We start from the raw sequence: 20695 nt of genomic DNA, 5'->3' as shown, positions 1-20695 counted from the left end.
TCCTCGGATGGCGCGGGCGTTTTCGCGAGCACTGTCAGGAGGTGACTGTCCGGTCGTCCAGGTGCGCGCGGACGCTCCGTGCGTCCCGGCCGCGGCTGCTGACCCGAGGTCTCGAATCCCATCGCTCACGTCCCCCGGGCCGCGGTCCGCCCGGGTCAGATTCCGAGAAGGTCATGCAGCCGAAACTGAACCGGCTCCTGCGGGCGCTCGCCCGCGAGGGGCTCGACGTTGCTTACGACGGTCGTGTCTACACGGTCCGCCTCCAGGCGGATCCCCACGCTCCCCCCGCTGAAGTCCTCCTTCCGCCGGACCTGCCGGTGGAGGGCAAGGCGCTCCGGCAGCTCGCGGCGCTCGCCGCGCTCCATCACCCCGACGGCGGCCGCGTGAAGCAGGTGCGGGCGACGCCGGACTTCCATCCGGGTGACTCCGGGGTGGCCATCGGGTCGGTGGTCCACACGGAGGGCCTGGTGGTGCCCGGCGCCGTGGGCACGGACATCAACTGCGGCATGCGCCTGCACGTCGCGGACATCCCCGTGGAGGCCTTCCTCGCCCGCCGCGACGCCTTCGTCGAGCGGATGAAGGGGCATTGCTTCTTCGGCACGCGGGACGTCGCCCAGGGCTCGCGGGCGCTGGAGGCGCTCCTGCGCGACGGGCTGGCCGGCTGGCTGGGGGAGACGCAGACCCGGCCCCTGGGCATGGCGGCGCGCGTGGACCTGGGCCAGCTTCACCGTGAGTCCGAGCGCGTCCACCTGGGCGGGGCGCTGGAGGGCGACCCGGCCTGGGCGCCCACCGGGCTGCGGCGGGAGGGCGTGGTGCGCGACCCCGGGCTGGCCACCATTGGCGGAGGCAACCACTTCGTGGAGGTGCAGCGGGTGGAGGCCGTGGTGGACCGCGCGCGGGCGTGGGCCTGGGGCGTGCGGGAGGGGCAGCTCGCGTTCATGGTGCACTCCGGTTCGCGCGACATGGGCAGGCACGTGGGCAGGGCGTGGCAGGAGCGGGCCCGGGCCGCGTGGCCCCCGGGGACACCGCATCCGGCGAGCGGCATCTTCCCGCTCGCGGACCCGGCGAAGGTGCGCGAGTACCTGAAGGCCGAGGCCACGGCGGCCAACTACGCCTTCCTCAACCGGCTGCTGCTCGCGGAGCTGGTGCGGCAGACGCTGCGGGAGCTGTTCGGGGACGTGGAGGCGCCGCTCGTCTACGACGTGCCGCACAACATCACCCTGCCCTGGGAAGGCGGCTGGCTGGCGCGCAAGGGGGCCTGCCCGGCGGAGGTGGACCAACCGGTCATCGTCCCCGGCTCCATGGGCGCCACGTCCTACCTGATGCGGGGCCTGGGCAACGCGAAGGCCCTGGCGTCGGCCTCGCATGGGGCGGGCCGCGCGCACTCGCGCTTCTCCATGTCGCGCGGCGGCGCGAAGCACCGCGAGGAGGACCTGGGCCTGACGGGGGTGGACTGCATCGCGCTGAGGGCCGAGCGCCGCATCGAGGAGGCCCCCGCCGCCTACAAGCCCATCGGGCCGGTGGTGGCCTCGCAGGTGGACGCGGACATCGTCCGGGAGGTGGCCCGGCTGCGGCCGCTGATGACGTTCAAGGCGTGAGCCGAAGGCGTCTCAACGGCCCTGCACCTTCCCCGCGCGCGGAGCCGGCAGCCGCTCCGCGCGCAGGCGGCGAACCCGGGTCGTGCTGATGATCAGCCCGTCCACCTGCCCCGACTTCGCGCGCGTGAAGGTGACCGTCCCCACCTCGTCGCTGACGAAGCGGTCTCCACCGGCGGGTTCGAGCACGGTGCTCTTCTGGCGCTGCCAGCGCATTCGCGGCCTGCCGTCCTCCATGCGCACCGTGAAGGTCATGTCCACTTCATCGCTGTGGTACTGGCCCGCGAGCGCCTCCATCGCGGAGGCGGTCGGCATCCTCGCGTCCACGCGCGTGAAGACGCGGGCGGGCAGTGCGCTCTGCGTGTCCCGGGTGTGGAGCTCGCGCGGCGTCCTGGCGGCCTGCGCCGCGAAGCGCCACTCCTCCGTGGACTCCCCCGAACGGAACAGGCCGGGTTCGAGCGGCACGAGCGGCGCTTGCGAACCCGCGCCGCGCAGCGCCCCGTCCTTCACCTCCAGGCGAACAGCGCATCCACCTGCGCATGGCGCGCCACCGGAGGGGCTGCTGGCGCCTGGGCCCGGGCGACGGACGGATGCACCGCCCAGAGGACCCACGCGGCGAACAGCCAGCAACGGAAGGATGGGGACCGCACGCAGACCTCTTCCATGGAGCAGTGACCTCGGCGTGACGCAGGGCGTCTGGCGATTGGCTCGCAAGACACTCCCTGCCTCGTTAGCCTGCGCGCCCATGTACTTCGAAACCTTTTCGCAGATGAAGAAGCAGCTCGGGCAGTTGGGCAAGTGGTTGGAGACGGCCGCGGCGCACGCCAAGGCGAAGTCCTTCGACCCGAACCTCTACCTGGGCTTCCGGCTGGCGCCGGACCAGCTCCCGTTCGTGAAGCAGGTGCAGATCGCCTGTGACGCCGCGAAGCTGGGGGCCTCGCGGCTGACAGGCAAGGACGCGCCGTCGCACCCGGACACGGAGCAGACGCTGGAGGAGCTCAGCGCCCGCGTCCGGTCCACCCTCGAGTACCTGAACACGCTGACGGCGAAGGACTTCGAGGGCGCGGCCAGCCGCGTCATCACCCACCCGCGGTGGGAGGGACAGGTGATGAGCGGCGCGGACAACTTCCTGGAGCACATCATCCCGAACTTCTACTTCCACCTCACCCACGCCTACGCGCTGCTGCGTCACAACGGCGTCAACCTGGGCAAGGCGGACTACCTGGGCACGCTCAGCCTCCGCAAGCCCTGAGGGCCTCGGCCCGCCGCTCCGCGAGCGCCAGCGCCCACGGCGGGAAGATGCGCAGGTAGGCGTCGTAGTGGATGGCGCAGGTGCGGCTGAACACGCCGGCCAGGGGCTCGGGGGGCCACGCGCCCTCCGTCTCCTGCCACGCGCGGAGCCACGCCACGCCCCGGCGCGTGGCGTCCGCGTCCGCTTCACCCGCCGCCACCAGCGACAGCAGGGCCCAGGACGTCGTCACCGCGTGGCCCGAGCGCCCCTCCACCCAGCGGCGCTCGCGGCAGGCCTGGATGGTCTCGCTCCAGGAGCCGTCCCCGCGCTGGTGCGCCTTGAGGAACGCGACCGCCTTGCGCAGCGCGGAGTCGTCGGCCCTCGCGCCCGCGGCCACCAGGCCGGTGACGCCGAACCACGTGCCGTAGCTGAAGCACACGCCCCAGGAGCCCTCCCAGCCTCCGTCCGGACGCTGCTGGCGGCGCAGGAAGTCCGCGCCCCGCGCGATGGGCCGCGCCACCGGGGCGTCCGGGAAGGCCCCGCGCCACGCGGCCAGCGCCTGCACGCAGGCGGACGTGCACTCCACGTAGCTGGGGTCCACCATGATGCCGGCGAAGACGTCCGAGGGATTGAACCGCTCCAGCCACCGCGGCCCCCGCTGCCGCTCGTAGGTGGCCCACCCGCCGTCCCGGTTCTGGAGGGACAGGATGAACGCCACGGCCTGCTCCAGGCGCTCGCGCGGGACGCGGTTGAGCCCGAGCGGCTCCAACAACAGACACGCCTTCAGCGCCTCCGCCGTGCAATCACTGATGGGCCAGCCGTGCGCGCGCGTGCTGAAGGGCCACCCTCCCCGGCTCGGGTGCCGGTAATGCCTCGCGGCGTCGGGTGAATCCTCCAGCACCTGCTGCGCCTCCAGGTACCGCCCCGCGCGCGCCAGCGTGTCCCGGCTTCCGGCCGTCTCTCCGGAGGCCACCAGCGCCTGCACCGCGAAGGCGGTGTCCCAGAGCTGGGAGGAGTTGTAGCCATTGACCGTGATGCCTTTGGAGGTGTGCTGGAGGTAGTCCGGCAGGCGCTCCAGGTGGGCCCGCACCTCCGGGCCGTCCGGCCGCGCCACGTGCCACACCACCATGTCGAGCACCTTGTTGATGGGCCCGATGCAGATGAAGTGCGTCGCTTCGTCCTCGCCGCGAATCAGCGCCAGGGATTCATCCAGGGCGCGCGCCCGCAGCCGCTTCGAATGGAATCGCTCGTACAGCGCCAGCGCGCGGTGCACGGCGCGCAGCGCCAGCCCGTGGGGACTGTAGCCGTCCGTGGGCGCCACGCGTCCGCGCGCCGCCTTCCAGTCCACGTCCGCGTAGGGCTGGGGGTACAGCTCGCGCCGCAGCTCCGCCAGCAGCGGCGCCTCACGCGCGCGGGCGCGGCGGCCGTAGAGCCAGCCCATGGGCAGGTACACCATGCGGCAGTGGCACCAGAGCCGCGACGGGTGGAAGGGCAGCGCCCGCGGCAACAGCCATAGCTCGGGCGGCACGGGCGCCAGGCCCTCGTATTCATAGACGCCCAGCAGGGCGAGGATGGACTTTCCCCAGGACGCGCTGGCGAGCGCTCCGCCCCGGGGAAGAAACCACGCCCGCGCGCGCACGAGGCCCGGGTCGTCCGCCCCGATGCCCAGCAGCCGCAGCGCGACGTAGTTGAGCACCGACGTGAAGACGAGGCTGGGCGACTCCACGTCCAGCCCCCAACCTCCATCCGCGTTCTGGTGGGCGCGCATGAAGGCCACCATTCCGTCGCGGACGGGCCCCTCCGGCGTGCGGCCCATCACGTACAGCCCGGCCACGTGCACCGGCCCCAGGAAGAGCGGGCCGCTGTAGTCCCCCTTCCAGGAGCCGTCCGCCTCCTGCGTCCGCGCCAGCACGTCGAGCGCCCGCCGCATCAGCGCCACGCCTCCCCACCGCCCGAGGGCGCCCCTGCGCAGCGGGCATAGAGCGCGCGCAGGTCATCGTCGGAGCCCACCCGTTCCTGCGTGAGCCGCATCAACATTTCCACCGTCTCCCGGCGGATCTTCACCGGCTCGGGGTCGAGCACGGCGGGATTGCCCTCCACCGCGTTCAGCGTCGCGGCCGCGAAGAAGAGCGGGTAGAGGCAGAACAGCCGCAGGCCGGGCTCCTCCGCGGGCAGGGCCAGGGAGTATTCGAGCGCGACGTCCAGCTCCCGGCGCGTCACCGCCACCAGCTCGTCCATCAGCGCCACCGCGCGCGCGCGCAGCGAGGGCAGGACCAGGGTCGCGGGCGTGAGGCCATGCGCGGCCATGCGGTCCCTGGGCAGCCAGCAGGTTCCCCGGTCCAGGTCCTCGCGCACGTCCTTGAGGATGTTGGTGAGCTGCAGGGCCCGGCCAAAGGCAGACGCCCGGGGCATGAGCCACGCCTCGCGCCAGACAACCCGGGGAGCGCTGGCGACGAAGAGGCCGGTCAGCATCTCGCCCACGACGCCCGCCACGTAATAGCAATACATGAACGTCGCCTGGAGGTCGGGCAGCCCCATGACCTGTCCGCTCCCTCCGTGCAGCCGTTGAATCTGGTTCATCCCGCCGGTCATCGTGCGCACGCACCGGGCGATGGGGGGATGGACCCAGGAGGGAAGCGAGGCCAGGGTTTCGAGCACGGTCTCCGTGTCGGAAATCAGCTCCGCCTCCGCCGGAGGAGCCTCGTCCCGCAGCGCGAGCCGCGCCTTTCGCGCGAAGGAGCGGGCACGGGCCTCCCAGCCCGGCTCCAGCGACACCAGGGCGGCCAGCTCGTCGAGCAACGCCCCCTGATGCCCCCCGGGGGACTCATCCTCCACCGTGTCCGCGATGCGGCACAGCAGGTAGGCCGCCGTCACCGCCAGGTCCAGGGGCTCGGGCAGGAGCGGGATGTTGAGCGCGAAGGTCCGGGACACCCGGGGCAGTTGCCCGCGACAGAATGACGCTGCCTGCTCTCTCATGCCTGCCTCCTCTGCGTGCGACACCGCGCATGAATGGATAACTCGTCAATGACAGGCATGGATTCTGGGGTTCGAGCGGAGGCCACGTGGAGGACGCCGAGGTGGTGATCGCCGGGGGAGGGCCCGCGGGATGCGCGGTGGCGGCGGCGCTCGCCGAGTTGGGGTGGTCCGTCCTGCTGCTGGACGCGGGCGTGGACCGGCACAAACAACTCGCGGGCGAGCTGCTCCACCCCGCGGGCATCCGGGACCTGCGCGCGCTGGGCTTCGGGGACGTCGTGGAGGGGTGGACGGCCCAGCCCGTGAAGGGCTTCGCGGTGCGCTTCCATGCCCCTGCCCGCACGCTCGTCCTTCCCTACGGTCGCGGTCTCACGGGCCTGTCGCTCGAACACGCGGCCCTCACCCTTCCCCTGCTGGAGTCGGTGTCGCGGCGGCGCGGCGTCACCGTGCGCGCCCCGGCCCGGGTGACGGCCGTGGAGCACAACTGCGAGCACGGCGTGCGCCTGCGCTACTCGCACGCGGGCGCCGAGCACACCGTGCACGCCCGGCTGCTCGTGGCCGCGGACGGGCGCGCCTCGCCCGTGCGGAGGATGCTGGGCATCGCCGAGCACCACCGGCGCATCTCCACCATGCTGGGCGTGACCGTGGACAGCGACTGCCTCACCCATCCGGACCACGGCCACCAGTTCGTGGGCGGCGCCGTGCACGCGCTGGCCTATGCCATCCAGCCCGGCGTGGCGCGCGTGATGGTGGACCTGCCCCTGGGCAGCACCCTCCAGACGGTGCGGGCCCAGCCGGACCTGCTGCTCGCCCTGCCCCCGCGGCTGAGGGAGGCGGTCTGGCGGGCGCTGGAGGAGCGGCCCGCGGTGCGCATGGCCTCCAACGACGACTGGCTGGCGGAGACCGTCTGGATGGGGAGCGCCGTGCTCGTGGGCGACGCCGCCGCGTGCTGTCACCCCCTCACGGCGAGCGGCATGGCGTCGTGCTTCCACGATGCCCGCGCCCTCCAGGAGTCGCTGCACCGCCACCCGGACGACGTCGCCCGCGCGCTGGAGCACTACGCGCACGCGAGGCGGCCGGCGCAGCGCACGCGCGTCGCGCTCGCCTCCGCGCTCTACAGCGCCTTCGCCGGCCGGGACGAAGGGATGCGGGCGCTGCGGATGGGCCTCTTGCACTACTGGGAGCACAGCCCGCGCGGCGCGCGCGCCTCCATGGCCCTGCTCTCCTCCGAGGAGCCCCGCATGCGGGTGATGGCCCGCGAGTACCTGCGCGTCGTCTTCCATGCCTTCGCCGCGATGCTCTCGCCCAACGGTCCCGGGGGCAGCCTGCGGTCCACCGCGCCGCTGTTGCGCTCGGCCGGGCCGCCCTTGCGCGGCACCGTGGCGAGCGCGGTGGAACAGGTGGGCAGCTGGCTGCATCATCGCGTCCGCCGTCCCGTCTACACGCTGGCCCGGGCGGGCTGGGCTTCCCCCAGGCGCGCCTTCGCATCCAACCGGTATCCCCGGCCGCGCCAGACCACCTCGCGCGACAGCTTCGCGGACAGCGCCACGCCGGCGCCCAGCAAGGGGAGGACCGCCGGCACCCAGTAGTGCCGGGGCGCGACGTCCGGCCCGTGACAGGCCCGCTGGAGCCGCAGCTGGCTCCAGACGGAGAAGCCGATGGGCAGCGCCGACACGAGCGCCAGGCGCCAGTCCCTCCTCGCCGCCGCCAGCGCCACGCAACCCCACGACAGCCCGGTCACCGCTCCGCGTACCCAGTGGGTCCGCGCGAAGCCGCCGGGAATGCCGGCCTCCGCGAAGAGGATCCACCGCCGGAAGACGCGCAGGAAGGCGCCCAGCCCCAGGCGCCCGGTGACGACGCGCAGGGGAGCGTGGACGACGCGGTTCTTCCATCCGGCCTCGTGCAGCCGGCGGCCCAGGTACATGTCGTCCACGAACTGACCGGCGGCGCAGCCCACGCCCCCGATGGACGCGAGCGCCTGGCGGCGGAAGACCATCAGCTGCCCCATGAGGAAGGGCAGCGCGCCATCCGGCGCCGCGTTGCACGCCACCGACGCGCCGTACCACGCGTTCACCAGCAGCCCGTAGCCCACATCGCCCGCCAGGGGCGTGTCCGCCGCCGCGTAGATGGGCGCGAACGTGGCGCCCGTCCGTTCATCCTCCAGCAGCGCGCCCACCAGCGCCGTGAGCCCCCCGGGCGGGGGCCGCGTGTCCGAATCGCTGAAGGCCAGCAGCTCGCAGCGGGAGCGATCCACGCCCACCTGCATCGCGTTCAGCTTGCCGGTCATCCCCGAGGGGGGCTCGCCCGCCACCACCAGCTCCGCCCGCTTCGCGCGCGTCGGCGTCCTGCCCACCTCCTCCAGAGTGGGGAGGAACGCCGGGTCGTCCTCGCTGTCGAAGACGAAGAGCACCTCCCAGTCGCCGGGATAGTCCAGCTCCAGGAGCGCGCGCACGTTCTCCCGCGCCTCCACGTCCAGCCCGCGGATGGGCCGGATGACCGTCACGGAAGGGGGCTCGAAGTGTGTCGTGGGCGGCGGCGCCCGCCGCCGCAGGCCGGCCATCAGCTCCCGGTGTCCCCGCGCGAGCACGCCCAGCGCCGCCGCTCCCGCCGCCATCCCCCCGAGGCTCCATGTGCTCATGGCCGCACCTCCGTCCCCGGGACCCGCGGCCGCGAGCGCCTCCAGTGGCCGGGCCCCCACCAGTTGAAGTCCCCCATCAGGCGCATCATCGCGGGGACGATGAGCACCCGGACCAGCGTCGCATCCAGCGCGACCGCGATGGCCATGCCCAGCCCCATCGCCTTCACCACCACCACCGACGCCAGCGTGAAGGCCACGAACACCGCCACCATGATGGCCGCCGCGCTGGTGATGAGGCCGCCGGTCCGCTCCAGCCCTTCCGCCACCGCATGGGTGTTGTCGCCGGTGCGCAGCCACTCCTCGCGGATGCGGCTGAGCAGCAGGACCTCGTAGTCCATGGACAGGCCGAACAGCGCGCAGAACAACAGGATGGGCAGCGACGGCTCGATGGGCGCGGGCTCGAAGCGCAGCAGCCGGTGCAGGTGCCCCTCCTGGAAGATCCACACCAGGGCCCCGAACGAACCGGCCAACGACAGCAGGTTCATCAGGAGCGCCTTCAAGGGCAGCACCACGGAGTGCAGGAGCACGAAGAGGACGATGCACGTCATCCCCATCACGAACCCCACCGCCGCGGGTGTATGGCGCTTCACGAAGGCCGCCGCGTCCACGTCCGTCGCGGTCTGCCCACCCACGAGCCACCGGCCGTCGCCCACCGCGCGGTCCTTGCGCAGCTCGCGGACCAGGTTCCTTGCCTCCAGGCTGCTGGGGGGCGCGGAGGTCAGCACCTGCATCACCGCCACGCTGCCGGTGACGTACGCGGCCCGCGCGGCCTGGAGCTCGGGAGGAAGGAGCTGGGGAGGTGCCGCGGCCATTCGCAGGACGGTCGCGCGGTCGATGCCGGGGCCCAGGTCCACCGCGCTCTCCACGCCGACCACACCGGGCAGGGACGCCACCCGACGGCTGGCGTCGTAGAGGGCGCCCGCGCGCTCCGGCGTGAGCGGATTGCCTCCGGGGAACTCCACCGCCACCAGCACGCGGGTGGCGGCCTCGCGGGGAAACAGGCGCGCGAGGGTCTCCGCGCCCCGGCGCGCCTCCGTGTCCTCGGGCAGCGCGGTGATGTCCGTGGCCGCCAGTTGCAGGCGGCGGAACGGCAGCCCCATGGCCAACAGGAGCGTCAGCGTCGGCAACAGCACCCACCACGGATGCCGCATCACCCAGGTGGCCAGCGCATGCCAGCCGCCGCCCCCTCCCACGGTGCGCGCGAAGGGCAGACGTCCCCGGTCCACCCGGGGCCCCAGCCACGCGAGGAGCGCCGGCAGCACGGTGAGCGCGAAGAGGACCGCGAAGGCCACCACCAGCGCGCCGCCCAGCCCCATGGCGCTCAGGTACGAGCCTCGGAAGAAGAGCAGGCCGCCCAACCCCACCGTGACGGCCAGCCCGGAGAACGCCACCGCCCGCCCGGCGGTGTCCAGCGTGCGCATCAGGGCCTGCTCGGTGGTGGAGCCCTGCGCGAGCTCGGAGCGGAAGCGGCTCACGATGAAGAGCGAATAGTCGATGGCCACGCCCAGCCCGATGAGCGAGACGACGTTGAGGGTGTACTGCGCCATGTTCGTGACGTGCGACAGGAGCAGCACGCCCGCCACGCCGCAGACGACCGCCAGCCCGCCCACCACCAGCGGCAGCATGGCCGCCACCACCGTCCGGAACACCCACAACAGGACCAGCAGCGCCAGCGGGAAGGACAGCAACTCCGCGCGCAGCAGGTCGTGCTCCAGCAGGTTATTGAGCGCGGCGAGGAAGGCCACCTTGCCGGTGAGCGTCGTCCGGAGGTTCGGGTCCTCCAGCGCCGAGCGCACGGCGGGGAACGCAGCGATGGCCTCGCGCTCGCCGCCCTTGAGCCGCACCAGCGCCAGCACGTCGTGGCCCGTGGCGGCCACCAAGCGGGCCCGGAAGGCCGCGGGTGCCCCGACGGGAGACACCACCGACGCGACCTGTGGCAGCCGCTCCACGCGCGTCAGCACGGAGGTCAGCGCCTGGGTGAAGCGCGGGTCCTCCGTGGTCCACCCATCGTGGTGGAAGAGGACCGCCAGGGTCTGATCATTCGACCCCGCGGCGGCGCCCCGCGCGAGCGCCTCTGCCTGCGCGGACTCGATGCCCTCGATGGTCCCGGTGGTGAGCTGCCCGCCGCGCAGCAGCGCCCACACCGCCGCGCCGAGCAGCAACAGCGTGCCCACCAACACCCAGCTCCGGTGCCGGAACACGCCCACCGCCAGCCGGGCGAACACGGATGGTCCGCCCCCCACCGGTGAGTCGTCACTCCGTCCCGCCATCCCTGCCCTCCGTCCACCCGCTCCGCCGCACCCCAGGGAACTGGTGACGAAGGGAGCGCTTGGGCAGGGGCTTCATCCTTTGGGGCAATGCGGGAGTGGGCGGGCCTCCTGGAAGGTCACCCTGCCGTCCCGCTGGCAGCGGACATGCGGCACGCCATCCGTAGGACGGATCGTCACGCTCGGACGGCTGCCGTCCTGCACCATCCCAAGCTGGGTATAGGTCCAGGAGCCCTGGGCGTTCGTCATGACAGGCGACCGCGACGTCCCGTTGCGCAGGACGACGACCGGCCTGCCTCCGCCGGAGGCCAGGCCCGACGCGCCATGCTTGTCATCCACCGGCGAGGCCTTCGGGAAGTGCGGGGCCAGTCCCCAGACCGCCAAGAGCCAGGGGGTCCGTCAATCTGTTCCGCCTGCCAGGCAGTGCCGTCCCTGTGTCCATACCGAAGGCAGTTGTGGGTCTCGTTCGTGGAGACGACGTGGCCATTGCTCACGATGTCGCAACTGCCTCCCGTGACATCCGGCCCCGGAGCGATGACGGAGCTGGAGGCGAGTGGCGCGGCCACCACGTTGAAGTGGAACGCGCCCTCCACGGTCTTTCCGGATACCGTCTCGATGGTGACGGACAGGGACGCCGTTCCTGTGGCAGGCAGTTTCCAGGTGACGCGCTCCTCGGAGAGTTCGAGGGTTCCGCGCTGGCGCTCCGGCGCGCGGGCTTGATGGTTTCCCCCGAGGCGACGATCCGGAAGCACTCGGCCGTGCTTTCGACGCAGGGCCCCGCGCCGTCCTCCCGTTCGATCAACAGCGCCACGTCTCCAGGCCCTCGGGATTGGGGATGTGGCGAGCCCTGCTCGCCGCTCCCTGGAAGCCTGGTCAAGCGGATGCGCATCACGAAAGATTCATCAGAACCACTTCTCCATGAAACGCGTGTCATTCCGGCACGGGCATGCGCACCCCGGTGAGCTTCCGGTCCTCCAGCACGGAATGCAGCGCATGGATGCGTCCGCTCGCGTCTACGTCCACGCGAATCACCATGTTCAAGGCCAACAGCGGATCCGCTCCTGGAGGGTAGACCGCCACCACGGCGGGCAGGCCATTGAGCATCCGTGCCTCCCACGCCACTGGCGGGCCCCGCATCTCCATCAGCCGGCGAATGAAGAGGATGACGCGCTGTGGGCCCACGATGGGCACCTGGGCCGCGCGCACCTTGCCGCCTCCATCCGAGAGGGCGTGCACATCCGAGGCCAGCAGAGCCTCCGCGGCGGCCACGTCTCCCATCACCAGCGCGCCCAGGAAGGCCTCCAGCGCGGCCCGTGTGCGAGCCTGCACGTCGCGCGTGGGGACACAGCGTGCCTGGTCATACGTGGCCATGACCGCGCGGGCGCGGTGGTGCACCACCTTCACGTTCGCTTCGGACATGCGCAGCGCCTCGGCCACTTCCAGCACCGAGTAATCAAAGACATCGCGCAGCAGCAGCACCGCCCGCTGCTTGGGCGACAGGGCTTCCAGCGCCAGGAGGAAGGCGAAGGACACGCTCTCCAGCAGCTCGTAGCGGCCCTCGGTCGAACCGCCCCCGGGAAGCCTCGCCTCCACTGACGGTGGGACCTCCTCGTCGCCGGTCTCCACGGGAGAGGGAAGCCAAGGTCCGACGTAGCCTTCACGGCGCCGCCGACGCAGGTGGTCCCGAGCCAGGTTCACGGCCACGCGGGTCAACCAGGGTCGCAGCAAGTCCAGTCGCTCCGGCGGAGTCGCGAGCGCGCGAGCAAAGACCTCCTGGACCAGGTCGTCCGCGTCCGCGGCCACGCCCGTCATCCGGTAGCAGAGTCCCCAGAGGAAGCGCTCATGCTCACGCGCCGCCTGCCCCACTGCGCCTCGCGCCTGTGCATCCATCCCGTTCAAGTCCTCAGGTTCCAACAATCCAGGAGTACCAGCGGAGCGCGGTCATCCATGGCACCCCAGGCTCCCGAACATCCAGGAGGCCCCCCTCCCCGCCCGGTCCGGCAAAACCTGTCCAACTGTCAGACAAGTTCCCGAGGCCCAGAGTCGGCACTGGGGTCCACGCCCGGCACCATCCAAACCTGTCCGACTGTCCGACCGGTCTCCGACACTCGGATTCATCAAGGAGCCCTCCCGGCCACTGCCCTCCAAAACCTGTCCGACTGTCCGACAGGTTTCCGCAGCCCGGTCCCAACACCACGCCCCCTCGGCCACGGTCCTTCCAAACCTGTCCGACTGTCCGACAAGTTTCCGCTGTCCGACCGGTGCAGGAGTCCCAGCCACGGTCCTCCCAAACCTGTCCGACTGTCCGACAGGTTTCCACTGGCCAGTTGGGGCGGGAGGCCGTGCCACGGTCCTCCAACAGCTATCCGGCTGTCCGACAAGTCCCCCCTGTCCAGGCGGACCTGAGGCCCAACTGCGGTCCATCCAAGCCAGTCCGACTGTCCGACAGGTTTCCGATGTCCGGGGGCGTGGGCCCCCAGCCACGGTTCCCAACCTGTCCGACTGTCCGACAGGTTTCCCCGGCCTGGGTGGAGACGGTGGCTCCGGCCACGGCTCTCCCAACCTGTCCGACTGTCCGACAGGCTTCCGCTGTCCAGGCGGAACAAAGGCTTCGAGCTGCGGGCGTGCAACCTGTCCGACTGTCCTACAGGTTTTGCCGCTTCCGGCAGACAGCGCGGAGCCTGCCGCGGATCCCTCAAGCTGTCCGACTGTCCGACAGGTTTTGCCGCTTCCGGCAGACAGCGCGGCCCTGCCGCGGTCCTCCCAACCTGTCCGACCGTCCGACCGATTTTCCGATGCCTGGAGACAGCGCGAGGGGGCCTGCCGCGATCCTCCCAACCTGTCCGACTGTCCGACCGGTTTTGCCACTGCCCGGAGACAGTGAGGGGGTCTGTCGCGGTCCTCCCAACCTGTCCGACTGTCCGACCAGTTTTGCCACTGCCCGGAGGCGGCGAGGGGGTATGCCGTGGTCCTCCCAGCCTGTCCGACGGTCCGACTGGTTTTGCCACCGCCTGGAGACAGCGCGAGGGGGCCTCTCGCGGTCCTCCCAACCTGTCCGACTGTCGGCCAGGTTTTTGCGCTGCGCCGCCGCCGGGGCGGGGTTTCTGGCCTGGACGCCCATCCGCCTCAGGCTCCCGCCGCACTGCGCTGAGACGTCGCGGTGCGCTGCACCAGGGCTTGCTCCACGGCCTCGGCGCTCGCCAGGGATGCGTCCGCGAGCATCCCCTCCGCGCCCACCCAGTCGCCCACGCGATACAGCCCGTCCACGTGCGGCACCTCCACCGAGGGACGCCCTGAGAGTCCCCCGTTCGCGGCTCGTGGCAGTCCAGCGCTGACGGTGAGCGAGGGACGGAAGCGTCGCGCCACCACCTTCGCGCGCCAACCCGGCTGGAGCACCTCCATCACGGCTTCCAGCTCCGACTCGCTCGCCTCCGTGTCCGCCCCACCCAGGTACTTCGCCACGTGCACCATCGCCCCCCTCCCGGGGCAAGCTTCGCGGCAGCCGAATGCACCGACGCGTACCAGGGCCCGTCCAGCCCCAACGCGAACAATGCCTCCGGCCTCGGCAGCGCGGACAACCCCAGCTCCAGCGTCGCAGCCTGGACGGGCACCGCCTCCCGCGCCTCTCGCGCGAGCACCGCGTCTCCCGGCAGGAGCGCCGCCACGTCCGCGGGGCTCCCCGCCAACACCACCGCGTCCGCCCCCCGCACCGCGCCGCCCACGAGCCGCACGCCTTCGACCCGCTCGCTCCCCTCCTGGAGGACGACGGCATCCACCCTCGCGGACAACTCGAGCCGCGCACCGGCCTCGCGCCCCACGCGCTCCACCGCGTCCACGAGGGTGCTCCAACCTCCGTCCACGTACAGAACGTTCGCGGCGATCGCCAACTGGAGCTGCTTCAGCGCCGCTCCCGCGCTGAGCACTTCCAGGTCCGCGCAGTAGGTGGACACGCGGATCAGCGCCGCGATGAGCGCCCGGCTGTCCTTTCGCGTCAGGCGCGTCTCCAACCACTCGCGCATCGACAGCGCCCCCAGGGTCTGCGTGTCAATCCGGGCCAGCCCCGCCAGCACCCTCGCCACCTCCAGCTTCCCCGCGAGCGACAGCACGTCCGTCGTCATCAGCGTCACGGCGCCTCGGGGCAGCGTGTGCAGCCGGCCCGCGACGAGCGCATGGGACCCCGTCTGCGCCGGGACGCCTCCCGTGGGCTTCACCCCCAGCCGCTCCAGCACCCGCAGCGCCGCCCCCGCCCGGTACAGGGCATGCGGGCCCAGGTTGAAGCGGAAGCCCGCCACCTCCGTCGTCCGCGCCCGCCCGCCCAGGTGTTTCGAGCGCTCGTACAGCGTCACCTCGCAGCCGCCTCGCGCGAGCAACGCCGCCGTCGTGAGGCCACCCAGCCCGCCGCCCACCACGGCCACCTTCATCGCCTGCATGTCCGACCTCCGTTCCGGCGCCGGGTCCATTCCGGGCGTCCAACGGCCACCACGACGGAGCGGGTCGAAAGGTTACAGCGCCAGCCGAGGAGCCGCGCCGCGAGGTGACCCCCGGAGCGGAAGCAGCGGGCCCCCAAGCCACCGGCGCCGGTTGAGCCCGCCCCCGCCCTCAGCTCTTCGCGGAGGCCGTGTGTCGGCGCACCAGCACGTACGCGGCCGGCAGTCCCACCAACACCGTCAACGTGGACAAGGCCAGGCCCCCCAGCACGGTGACGGCCAGTGGCCGCTGCAACTCGCCGCCCTCGCCCAGCCCGAGCGCGAGAGGGGCGAGCCCCAGCAGCGTCGCCAGCGTCGTCATGAGGATGGGGCGCAGGCGCACGGCGGCGGCGTGGCCCACGGCCTCGGCGGCGGTCAGCCCTTCGGCGCGTCCCACCTCCGCCCGGTCGAGCAGGAGGATGCCGTTCTTCACGACGAGCCCGACGAGCAGGATGCAGCCCATCAACGAGGAGACGTTGAGCGGCGTGCCGGTGAGGCGCAGACAGGCGATGCCCGCCGCGAGCGCCACGGGGACCGAGCCCAGGATGAGCAGCGGGAGCACGACCCCGCGGAAGTGGAAGGTCAGGACCAGGAAGACCCCCAGCGTGGCCAACGCCAGCACGAGCACGAGGGCCTGGAAGGACTCGCGCTGACTCTCGCGCTGACCGCCCAGCCGCACCTCCACCCCCACCGGCGGCTTCAGCGTGGCGAGCCGCGCCTCCACCTCCGCGGTGACGCTGCCCAGGTCCCGCCCCTCCAGCCGCCCCGTCACCGCCACCAGCGGACGCAGGTTGTCCGAAAGCAGCGCCGCGGGCTGGCACTCCTGGCGCACGCGCGCCACCTGCGTCAGCGGGACCAGCTGCCCCGCGGCAGTCCGCAGGCGCAGGTGCTGGAGCACCTGGGGCTCCATGCGGTCGGCGTCACGCAGCCGCACGCGCACGTCCACCAGCCATCCCTCGCGGGGGATCGTCCCGACGACCTCGCCCGACAGCGCGGTGCGGACCTGCGCCGACACGTCCCGCGCCGTGAAGCCCAGACCGCCCGCCGTGACCAGGTCCACATCCAGGTGGGTCTCCGGAATGCACCCGGTGACGCCGTCGAACAGGTCCGCCAGGCCCGGGATGTCCTGCAGCCGCTCGGCGACCCGGGGCGCGAAATCCCGCAGCACCTGGACGTCCTGCCCCAGCAGCTTGACCTCGACAGGGTCCGGTGCGCCCTCCAGGTCGGAGAGCACGTCCTGCAGCAGCTCGACGAACTCCAGCCGGACGCCGGGAAGCGCGGCTTCGGCCCGCGTGCGCGTCTCCTCGATGATGTCCGGCCCCTGGCGCGTCCGCCGCGGGGAGAGCGACACGGTCAGGTCTCCCCGCGAGGACTCGGTGGCCGTCGGCGGCCCCAGCTCCGCGCCCAGGCGCCGGCTGGTGCCAACGACCTCGGGGATCTCCGCGACCACCGCCTCCAGCGCGCGCCCAAGCCGGTCCGCCTCCGCGACCGAGGTGCCCGTCGGCGTGAAGTAGTCCACGACGAACGCGCCCTCATCCAGCTCCGGCAGGAATCCCGTCCCCACGCTCCGGTCCAACATCGCCAACAGGCCGGTGAGGAGCGCCACGCCGGCCACCAGCACTCCCGGCCGCGCACGCCACTGCGTGAGCATGAACCCCGGGATGACCGGCTCGGGCGCGGGGTGGCCGCCGGGCGGGACGAGCAACCACCCGCACAGCAGCGGCGTCAGCGTGACGGCCAGCACGAGGGAGAGCAACACGGCGGTGCACAGCGTGAACGCCAGCGCGGAGAAGAACTGGCCGGACACGCCGGGCAGCAACGACAGCGGCGCGAAGACCACGACCGTGGTGAGCGTGGAGTTGGTGACGGGCCAGGCGATCTCCCGGAGCGCGTCCGCGGTCGCCGCCCACCGCTCGGTCCCCGCAGCCACCCGGCGGTACACCGCCTCCACCACGACCACGGCGTCGTCCACCACCAACCCGATGGCCACCGCCAGCCCTCCCAGCGACATCAGGTTGAGCGTCCCACCCGTGAGCCAGAGCACGCCAAACGTCATCGCCAGCGTGGCCGGGAGCACCACCGCCGCGGCCGTCATCGCCCGCCAGGAGCGAAGGAAGAGGCCCACGACCGCGAGCGTGAGCAACCCACCGAGGATGACCTCGTCCCGCACGTGGGCCACGGACCGGGCGATGAGCCCGGCCTGATCATAGGAGAGCCCGACGTCGATGCCCGGCGGCAGTCCCGCCCGCACCCGGTCGAGCTCCGCCTGGATGTCCCGCGCCAGGGTGACGGCGTCCGCCCCGGGCCGCCGGCCCACGTTGACGAGCACCGCGGGCCGGCCGTTCGCGTACGTCATGGAGAGCCGGTCCGCGTGTCCCTCCTGGATCCGCGCGACATCGCCCAGCCGCACGGGCGCCTCGGGTGTGCCGCCCACGACGAGCGCCGCCAACTTGTCCAGCGACTCCAGCGGCCCCCTCACCACCACCAGCGCCTGCTGGTAGTGCACGTCCACCCGGCCCGCCGGTTCGAGCATGAGCGCGCTGCCCACCTGGGTGGCGATCGTGGGCAGGTCCAGCCTCGCCTGCTCCAGCCGCTGTGCGTCCACGGCGATGTCAAGCTCGCGCACGTCGCCGCCAACCACGTCCACGCGCCCCACTCCCGCGAGTCCCGCCAGGCCCGGACGCAGCGTCCGCAGGGCGAACTCGCGCAGCCGGGCGGAGTCCGCCGTCCCGGTGACGGCGAGGGTCTGGATGGGAAAGGACGACGGGGTGAGCCGCTCGGCGGAGAGCGCCGCGCCCGGGGGCAGCGCGTTCTGCACCTCCGCGAGCCGGGCATTGACGAGCCCCAAGGCCCGCTCCATGTCCGTGTGCGAGTCGAACCAGAGGGATATCTCCGCGGCCGCGCGGATGGTCCGGGAGCGCACCTGCCGCACGCCGATGACGGTGGACAGCGCTTCCTCCACCGGGCCGGTCACGGACAACCGGAGGGTCTGCGCGCTGGCGCCATTCAGCGTCGCGGTGACGACGATTCGCGGGAAGGTCACCTCCGGGTAGAGCCCCCCGGGCAGGCGGCTCGCGCCGAGCACCCCCGCAAGCGTCAGCGCCGCCAGCAGCACCACGACCCCGGGCGCGTTGCGCCGCAGCAGCGTCAGCCACGTCACCGCAGGACCTCCACGCCGGCGTCGTCCGGCAGGGAGTACCCCCCTTCCACGACGACGGGCTCGCCCACCGCGAGCGGCCCCTGGATGATGGCCCCGCTATCGTCCTCGGAGACGACCTGGACCGGCACCCGGTGGACCCGCCCGTCCCCGAGCCGCGCGACCGCGACGCCCCCATCCTCCTGGGGCAGGAGCGCCGATGCCGGCACGGCCAGGGCGCTGCCCAGCGACGCCACGACCACGTAGGCTCGCGCGGTCGCGCCCAGGCGCAGCGCCCCGCTCGGGTTGGCGAAGCGCAGGCGGAGCAGCACGTTGCCGCTCTGCGGATCCACGGAAGGGGACACCGCGACGACCTCGCCCTCGCGGGTCCCCTCCAGCCCGTCGACGGTGAGCGTCGCGCGTTGACCGGGTTGGACCGCCAAGACCTCCTGCTGGGTAACGAACGCGCGCAGCTCCAGCGGATCCGTCGCCGAGACCTGGACCACGGGGGGGTTCGCGCCCTCCACCATCTCCCCCTGCCGCACCCCGATGGCCGTCACGACTCCATCGAAGGGGGCCCGCAACGAGGTGCGCCCCAGGCCGCTCCGCGCCAGCTCCAGGGCGCTCCGGGCCCGAGCCTCGGCGGCGCGGGCGGAGTCCTCCGCGTTCCGGTCCTGCTCCGCGTCCTGCCGCGCCGCGACTCCGCGCGCGGCCAGGATGTCCGTGCGCGCACGCTTCTCCTTCGCGGCCTCGAGCGCCGAGGTGGCTTCGCGCAGGGAGGCCTCCGCCTGCTGGAGGTCGGCGGTGGCGTTGACCGTGTCCACCTGGGCCAGGACCTCGCCCGCTCGCACCCGGTCTCCTTCCGCCACGCGCAGCAGCGACAGCCGGCCGGGCGCGGGCGGTGAGAGCCGGACCTCGCGCCCGGGCGGGGCCGCCAGCAGGCCCGCGACGCGAAGGCCGCGCACGGCCTGCCCCGGAGCCACGGGGGCGACGCGGACGCGCGGGAGGGGCGGCTCGCCTTCCGCGGGCGGCGTCCGCTGGCACCCCACGCCGGAAGCGAAGAGGCAGGCGAGCAGCGTGAATCTAGGGCTCATCGAGGGGCATCCCGGCGGCGAGTTCGAGGTCCGCGAAGGCGGACTGGGCGGCGAAGGCGGCCTCGATGGCCTGCGTCCGCATCTCCGTGGCCGTCTGGAGCGCGGCGTTGAGCGCCACCCGGGGACTGCGGCCCACGCGATAGGACTCCAGGGCCATGCCCTCCGTCTTCTCCACGGCGGGGAGGATCTCCTCCGAGTAGCGCGCGAGTCCCGCCAGCGCGGCGGACAGGCGCGCATGGCTGGAGACGAGGTCCGACCACCGGGAACGCCGCTCCTCGTTCTGGCGGGCGTGCGCGAGCTCCAGCGAGGCCGCGGCGCGGACCGTCTCTCCGCGTCCCCGGCCAGGGAGGAAGAGGTCCAGGTCGAGCGCGCCGCGAAGATACGCTCTGCTGCCCCCAGGACCATCCGCTTCCACGGAGACCCCCACCGTGGGCGCGGGCCACTGCTCCCGCCGTGACGCTCGCAGGGAGGCCTCGGCCGCCGCCACGTCCGCCTGACGCGCCTCGGCGGCGGGGGATTGCGCGCTTCGGGCCAGCACGGCTTCCAGTGAAGGCAGCGCGGGCGGAGGGGCGTCCACCAGCTCCAGCGCCGCACCCGGGGGCCGGCCCAGCAGCAGGGCCAGCGCCGCCGTGGCGGCGGCGAGCTCACCCTGGCGGGTCAGCCATTGGACTTCGGCGGAGCCTCGCGCGATGCGGGCCTGGAGCAGGTCCAGCTCCGGGGCCGCGCCGGTGTCGAAGAGCAGCACCGCGGCGGCCTCCGACTCGCGCGCGAGCGCCAGTGCGCGCGCGGAGGTCTCCAGGAGCTGGTGGGCGCGCACGCATGAGAAGTAGGCACGCCGCGCATCCGCCCGGACCGCGGCCTCGCTCGCGCGGCGCTCGTCAGCGGCGCCGCGGGTCGTCCACTCCGCGGCGAGCACACGGGCGGCCCGGGCGCCCGGGGCCGGAAGCTTCTGGACCAGTCCCACGGCCCACCGGGGATCATTTCCCCCTCCCCCCAGGGACAGGGTCAGCGGAGAGAAGGTCCGGGCGACCTCCTCGTCCCCTCGGGCCACGGCTTCCTGCGCCCGGGCCTGTGCGAGCGCCGGAGCCTGACTGCTGGCTTCGAGGAGCGCCAGTCGCAGGGTGAGCGGCTCCCCCAGCGCGGTGCCGCCATACAGCAGCAGCAACGTGACGACCCTGGAAGACCATGCACTCCCGTGCCACATCGAAGAACAGTCCTCCCGACAGCACCGTCGCCACCATCACCCACCGGGGCCGCTCACCGTAAGGGCGGCGGCGTCTCCGCCCCGGCAGGGT

14 protein-coding genes and 1 pseudogene are annotated in these 20695 nt (G+C 72.7%); 3 read left to right on the top strand and 12 right to left on the bottom strand.

All coding sequences use genetic code 11. The features are described 5' to 3' along the window. Positions 1–173: 173 nt before the first annotated feature. Complete coding sequence (locus KYK13_RS08585; RefSeq protein WP_223643528.1) at positions 174–1598, top strand: RtcB family protein; 1425 nt, start codon at positions 174–176, stop codon at positions 1596–1598. Positions 1599–1610: 12 nt separating this feature from the next. On the opposite strand, the gene KYK13_RS08580 is transcribed toward KYK13_RS08585, so the two are convergent. Both KYK13_RS08580 and KYK13_RS08575 read right to left on the bottom strand, forming a co-directional pair. Next, positions 1611–2060: a DUF3471 domain-containing protein gene (locus tag KYK13_RS08580; protein ID WP_223643526.1), complete on the bottom strand. Its 450-nt coding sequence runs from the start codon at positions 2058–2060 to the stop codon at positions 1611–1613. Positions 2061–2101: 41 nt separating this feature from the next. Further along, the gene (locus KYK13_RS08575) at positions 2102–2245 is read right to left on the bottom strand and encodes a hypothetical protein (RefSeq protein WP_223643524.1); all 144 of its coding nucleotides are present in this window, start codon (positions 2243–2245) and stop codon (positions 2102–2104) included. Between the two features lie 95 nt (positions 2246–2340). Between KYK13_RS08575 and KYK13_RS08570 the strand changes: the two genes are divergently transcribed. Further along, positions 2341–2847, top strand: coding sequence for a DUF1993 family protein (locus KYK13_RS08570; RefSeq protein ID WP_223643522.1), 507 nt, complete (start codon positions 2341–2343; stop codon positions 2845–2847). Here KYK13_RS08570 and KYK13_RS08565 read toward each other — a convergent pair. After that, on the bottom strand, positions 2828–4756 hold the full coding sequence (locus KYK13_RS08565; protein WP_223643520.1) for a 2,3-oxidosqualene cyclase: 1929 nt from the start codon (positions 4754–4756) through the stop codon (positions 2828–2830). The two genes, KYK13_RS08570 and KYK13_RS08565, sit on opposite strands and share 20 nt — an antisense overlap. Further along, a complete protein-coding gene (locus KYK13_RS08560) occupies positions 4756–5802 on the bottom strand; it encodes a phytoene/squalene synthase family protein (RefSeq protein ID WP_223643518.1) in 1047 nt (348 codons plus the stop codon). Before KYK13_RS08560 ends, KYK13_RS08565 begins: the two co-directional genes overlap by 1 nt. Before the next feature lie 86 nt (positions 5803–5888). On the opposite strand from KYK13_RS08560, the gene KYK13_RS08555 reads away from it, so the two are divergent. Continuing rightward, on the top strand, positions 5889–7388 hold the full coding sequence (locus KYK13_RS08555; protein WP_255654227.1) for an NAD(P)/FAD-dependent oxidoreductase: 1500 nt from the start codon (positions 5889–5891) through the stop codon (positions 7386–7388). Between the two features lie 134 nt (positions 7389–7522). Here KYK13_RS08555 and KYK13_RS08550 read toward each other — a convergent pair. The 8 genes and pseudogenes from KYK13_RS08550 to KYK13_RS08515 all read right to left on the bottom strand — a co-directional run. Then, positions 7523–8359, bottom strand: a pseudogene (locus KYK13_RS08550) (glycosyltransferase); the annotation flags it as partial. 74 nt (positions 8360–8433) lie between these two features. Then, a complete protein-coding gene (locus KYK13_RS08545; RefSeq protein ID WP_223643514.1) occupies positions 8434–10707 on the bottom strand; it encodes an MMPL family transporter in 2274 nt (757 codons plus the stop codon). Between the two features lie 927 nt (positions 10708–11634). Next, positions 11635–12594 (bottom strand): sigma-70 family RNA polymerase sigma factor, encoded by a 960-nt coding sequence (locus KYK13_RS08540; RefSeq protein WP_223643512.1) that lies wholly within the window; start codon positions 12592–12594, stop codon positions 11635–11637. Between the two features lie 1236 nt (positions 12595–13830). Continuing rightward, positions 13831–14175: a hypothetical protein gene (locus KYK13_RS08535; protein WP_223643510.1), complete on the bottom strand. Its 345-nt coding sequence runs from the start codon at positions 14173–14175 to the stop codon at positions 13831–13833. Further along, entirely contained in the window at positions 14106–15134 is a 1029-nt protein-coding gene (locus KYK13_RS08530) for an NAD(P)/FAD-dependent oxidoreductase (RefSeq protein ID WP_223643508.1), read from the bottom strand. Before KYK13_RS08530 ends, KYK13_RS08535 begins: the two co-directional genes overlap by 70 nt. 169 nt (positions 15135–15303) lie before the next feature. Beyond that, positions 15304–18330, bottom strand: coding sequence for an efflux RND transporter permease subunit (locus KYK13_RS08525; RefSeq protein WP_223643506.1), 3027 nt, complete (start codon positions 18328–18330; stop codon positions 15304–15306). Further along, positions 18327–19400 (bottom strand): efflux RND transporter periplasmic adaptor subunit, encoded by a 1074-nt coding sequence (locus KYK13_RS08520; protein ID WP_223643505.1) that lies wholly within the window; start codon positions 19398–19400, stop codon positions 18327–18329. The genes KYK13_RS08525 and KYK13_RS08520 overlap by 4 nt, the downstream gene beginning before the upstream one ends. Continuing rightward, positions 19390–20565 (bottom strand): TolC family protein, encoded by a 1176-nt coding sequence (locus tag KYK13_RS08515; RefSeq protein ID WP_223643503.1) that lies wholly within the window; start codon positions 20563–20565, stop codon positions 19390–19392. The genes KYK13_RS08520 and KYK13_RS08515 overlap by 11 nt, the downstream gene beginning before the upstream one ends. Positions 20566–20695 lie beyond the last annotated feature (130 nt).

This window comes from Corallococcus sp. EGB (assembly GCF_019968905.1).
Lineage (GTDB): Bacteria > Myxococcota > Myxococcia > Myxococcales > Myxococcaceae > Corallococcus.
This window is presented reverse-complemented; position numbering and strand designations above follow the sequence as displayed.

Bases quoted from the DNA above. Each gene is read 5' to 3' on its own strand.
- KYK13_RS08570 (WP_223643522.1), top strand. From the start codon at position 2,341: ATGTACTTCGAAACCTTTTCGCAGATGAAGAAGCAGCTCGGGCAGTTG.
- KYK13_RS08560 (WP_223643518.1), bottom strand. From the start codon at position 5,802: ATGAGAGAGCAGGCAGCGTCATTCTGTCGCGGGCAACTGCCCCGGGTG.
- KYK13_RS08585 (WP_223643528.1), top strand. From the start codon at position 174: ATGCAGCCGAAACTGAACCGGCTCCTGCGGGCGCTCGCCCGCGAGGGG.
- KYK13_RS08530 (WP_223643508.1), bottom strand. From the start codon at position 15,134: ATGCAGGCGATGAAGGTGGCCGTGGTGGGCGGCGGGCTGGGTGGCCTC.
- KYK13_RS08545 (WP_223643514.1), bottom strand. From the start codon at position 10,707: ATGGCGGGACGGAGTGACGACTCACCGGTGGGGGGCGGACCATCCGTG.
- KYK13_RS08540 (WP_223643512.1), bottom strand. From the start codon at position 12,594: ATGGATGCACAGGCGCGAGGCGCAGTGGGGCAGGCGGCGCGTGAGCAT.
- KYK13_RS08565 (WP_223643520.1), bottom strand. From the start codon at position 4,756: ATGCGGCGGGCGCTCGACGTGCTGGCGCGGACGCAGGAGGCGGACGGC.
- KYK13_RS08535 (WP_223643510.1), bottom strand. From the start codon at position 14,175: ATGGTGCACGTGGCGAAGTACCTGGGTGGGGCGGACACGGAGGCGAGC.
- KYK13_RS08520 (WP_223643505.1), bottom strand. From the start codon at position 19,400: ATGAGCCCTAGATTCACGCTGCTCGCCTGCCTCTTCGCTTCCGGCGTG.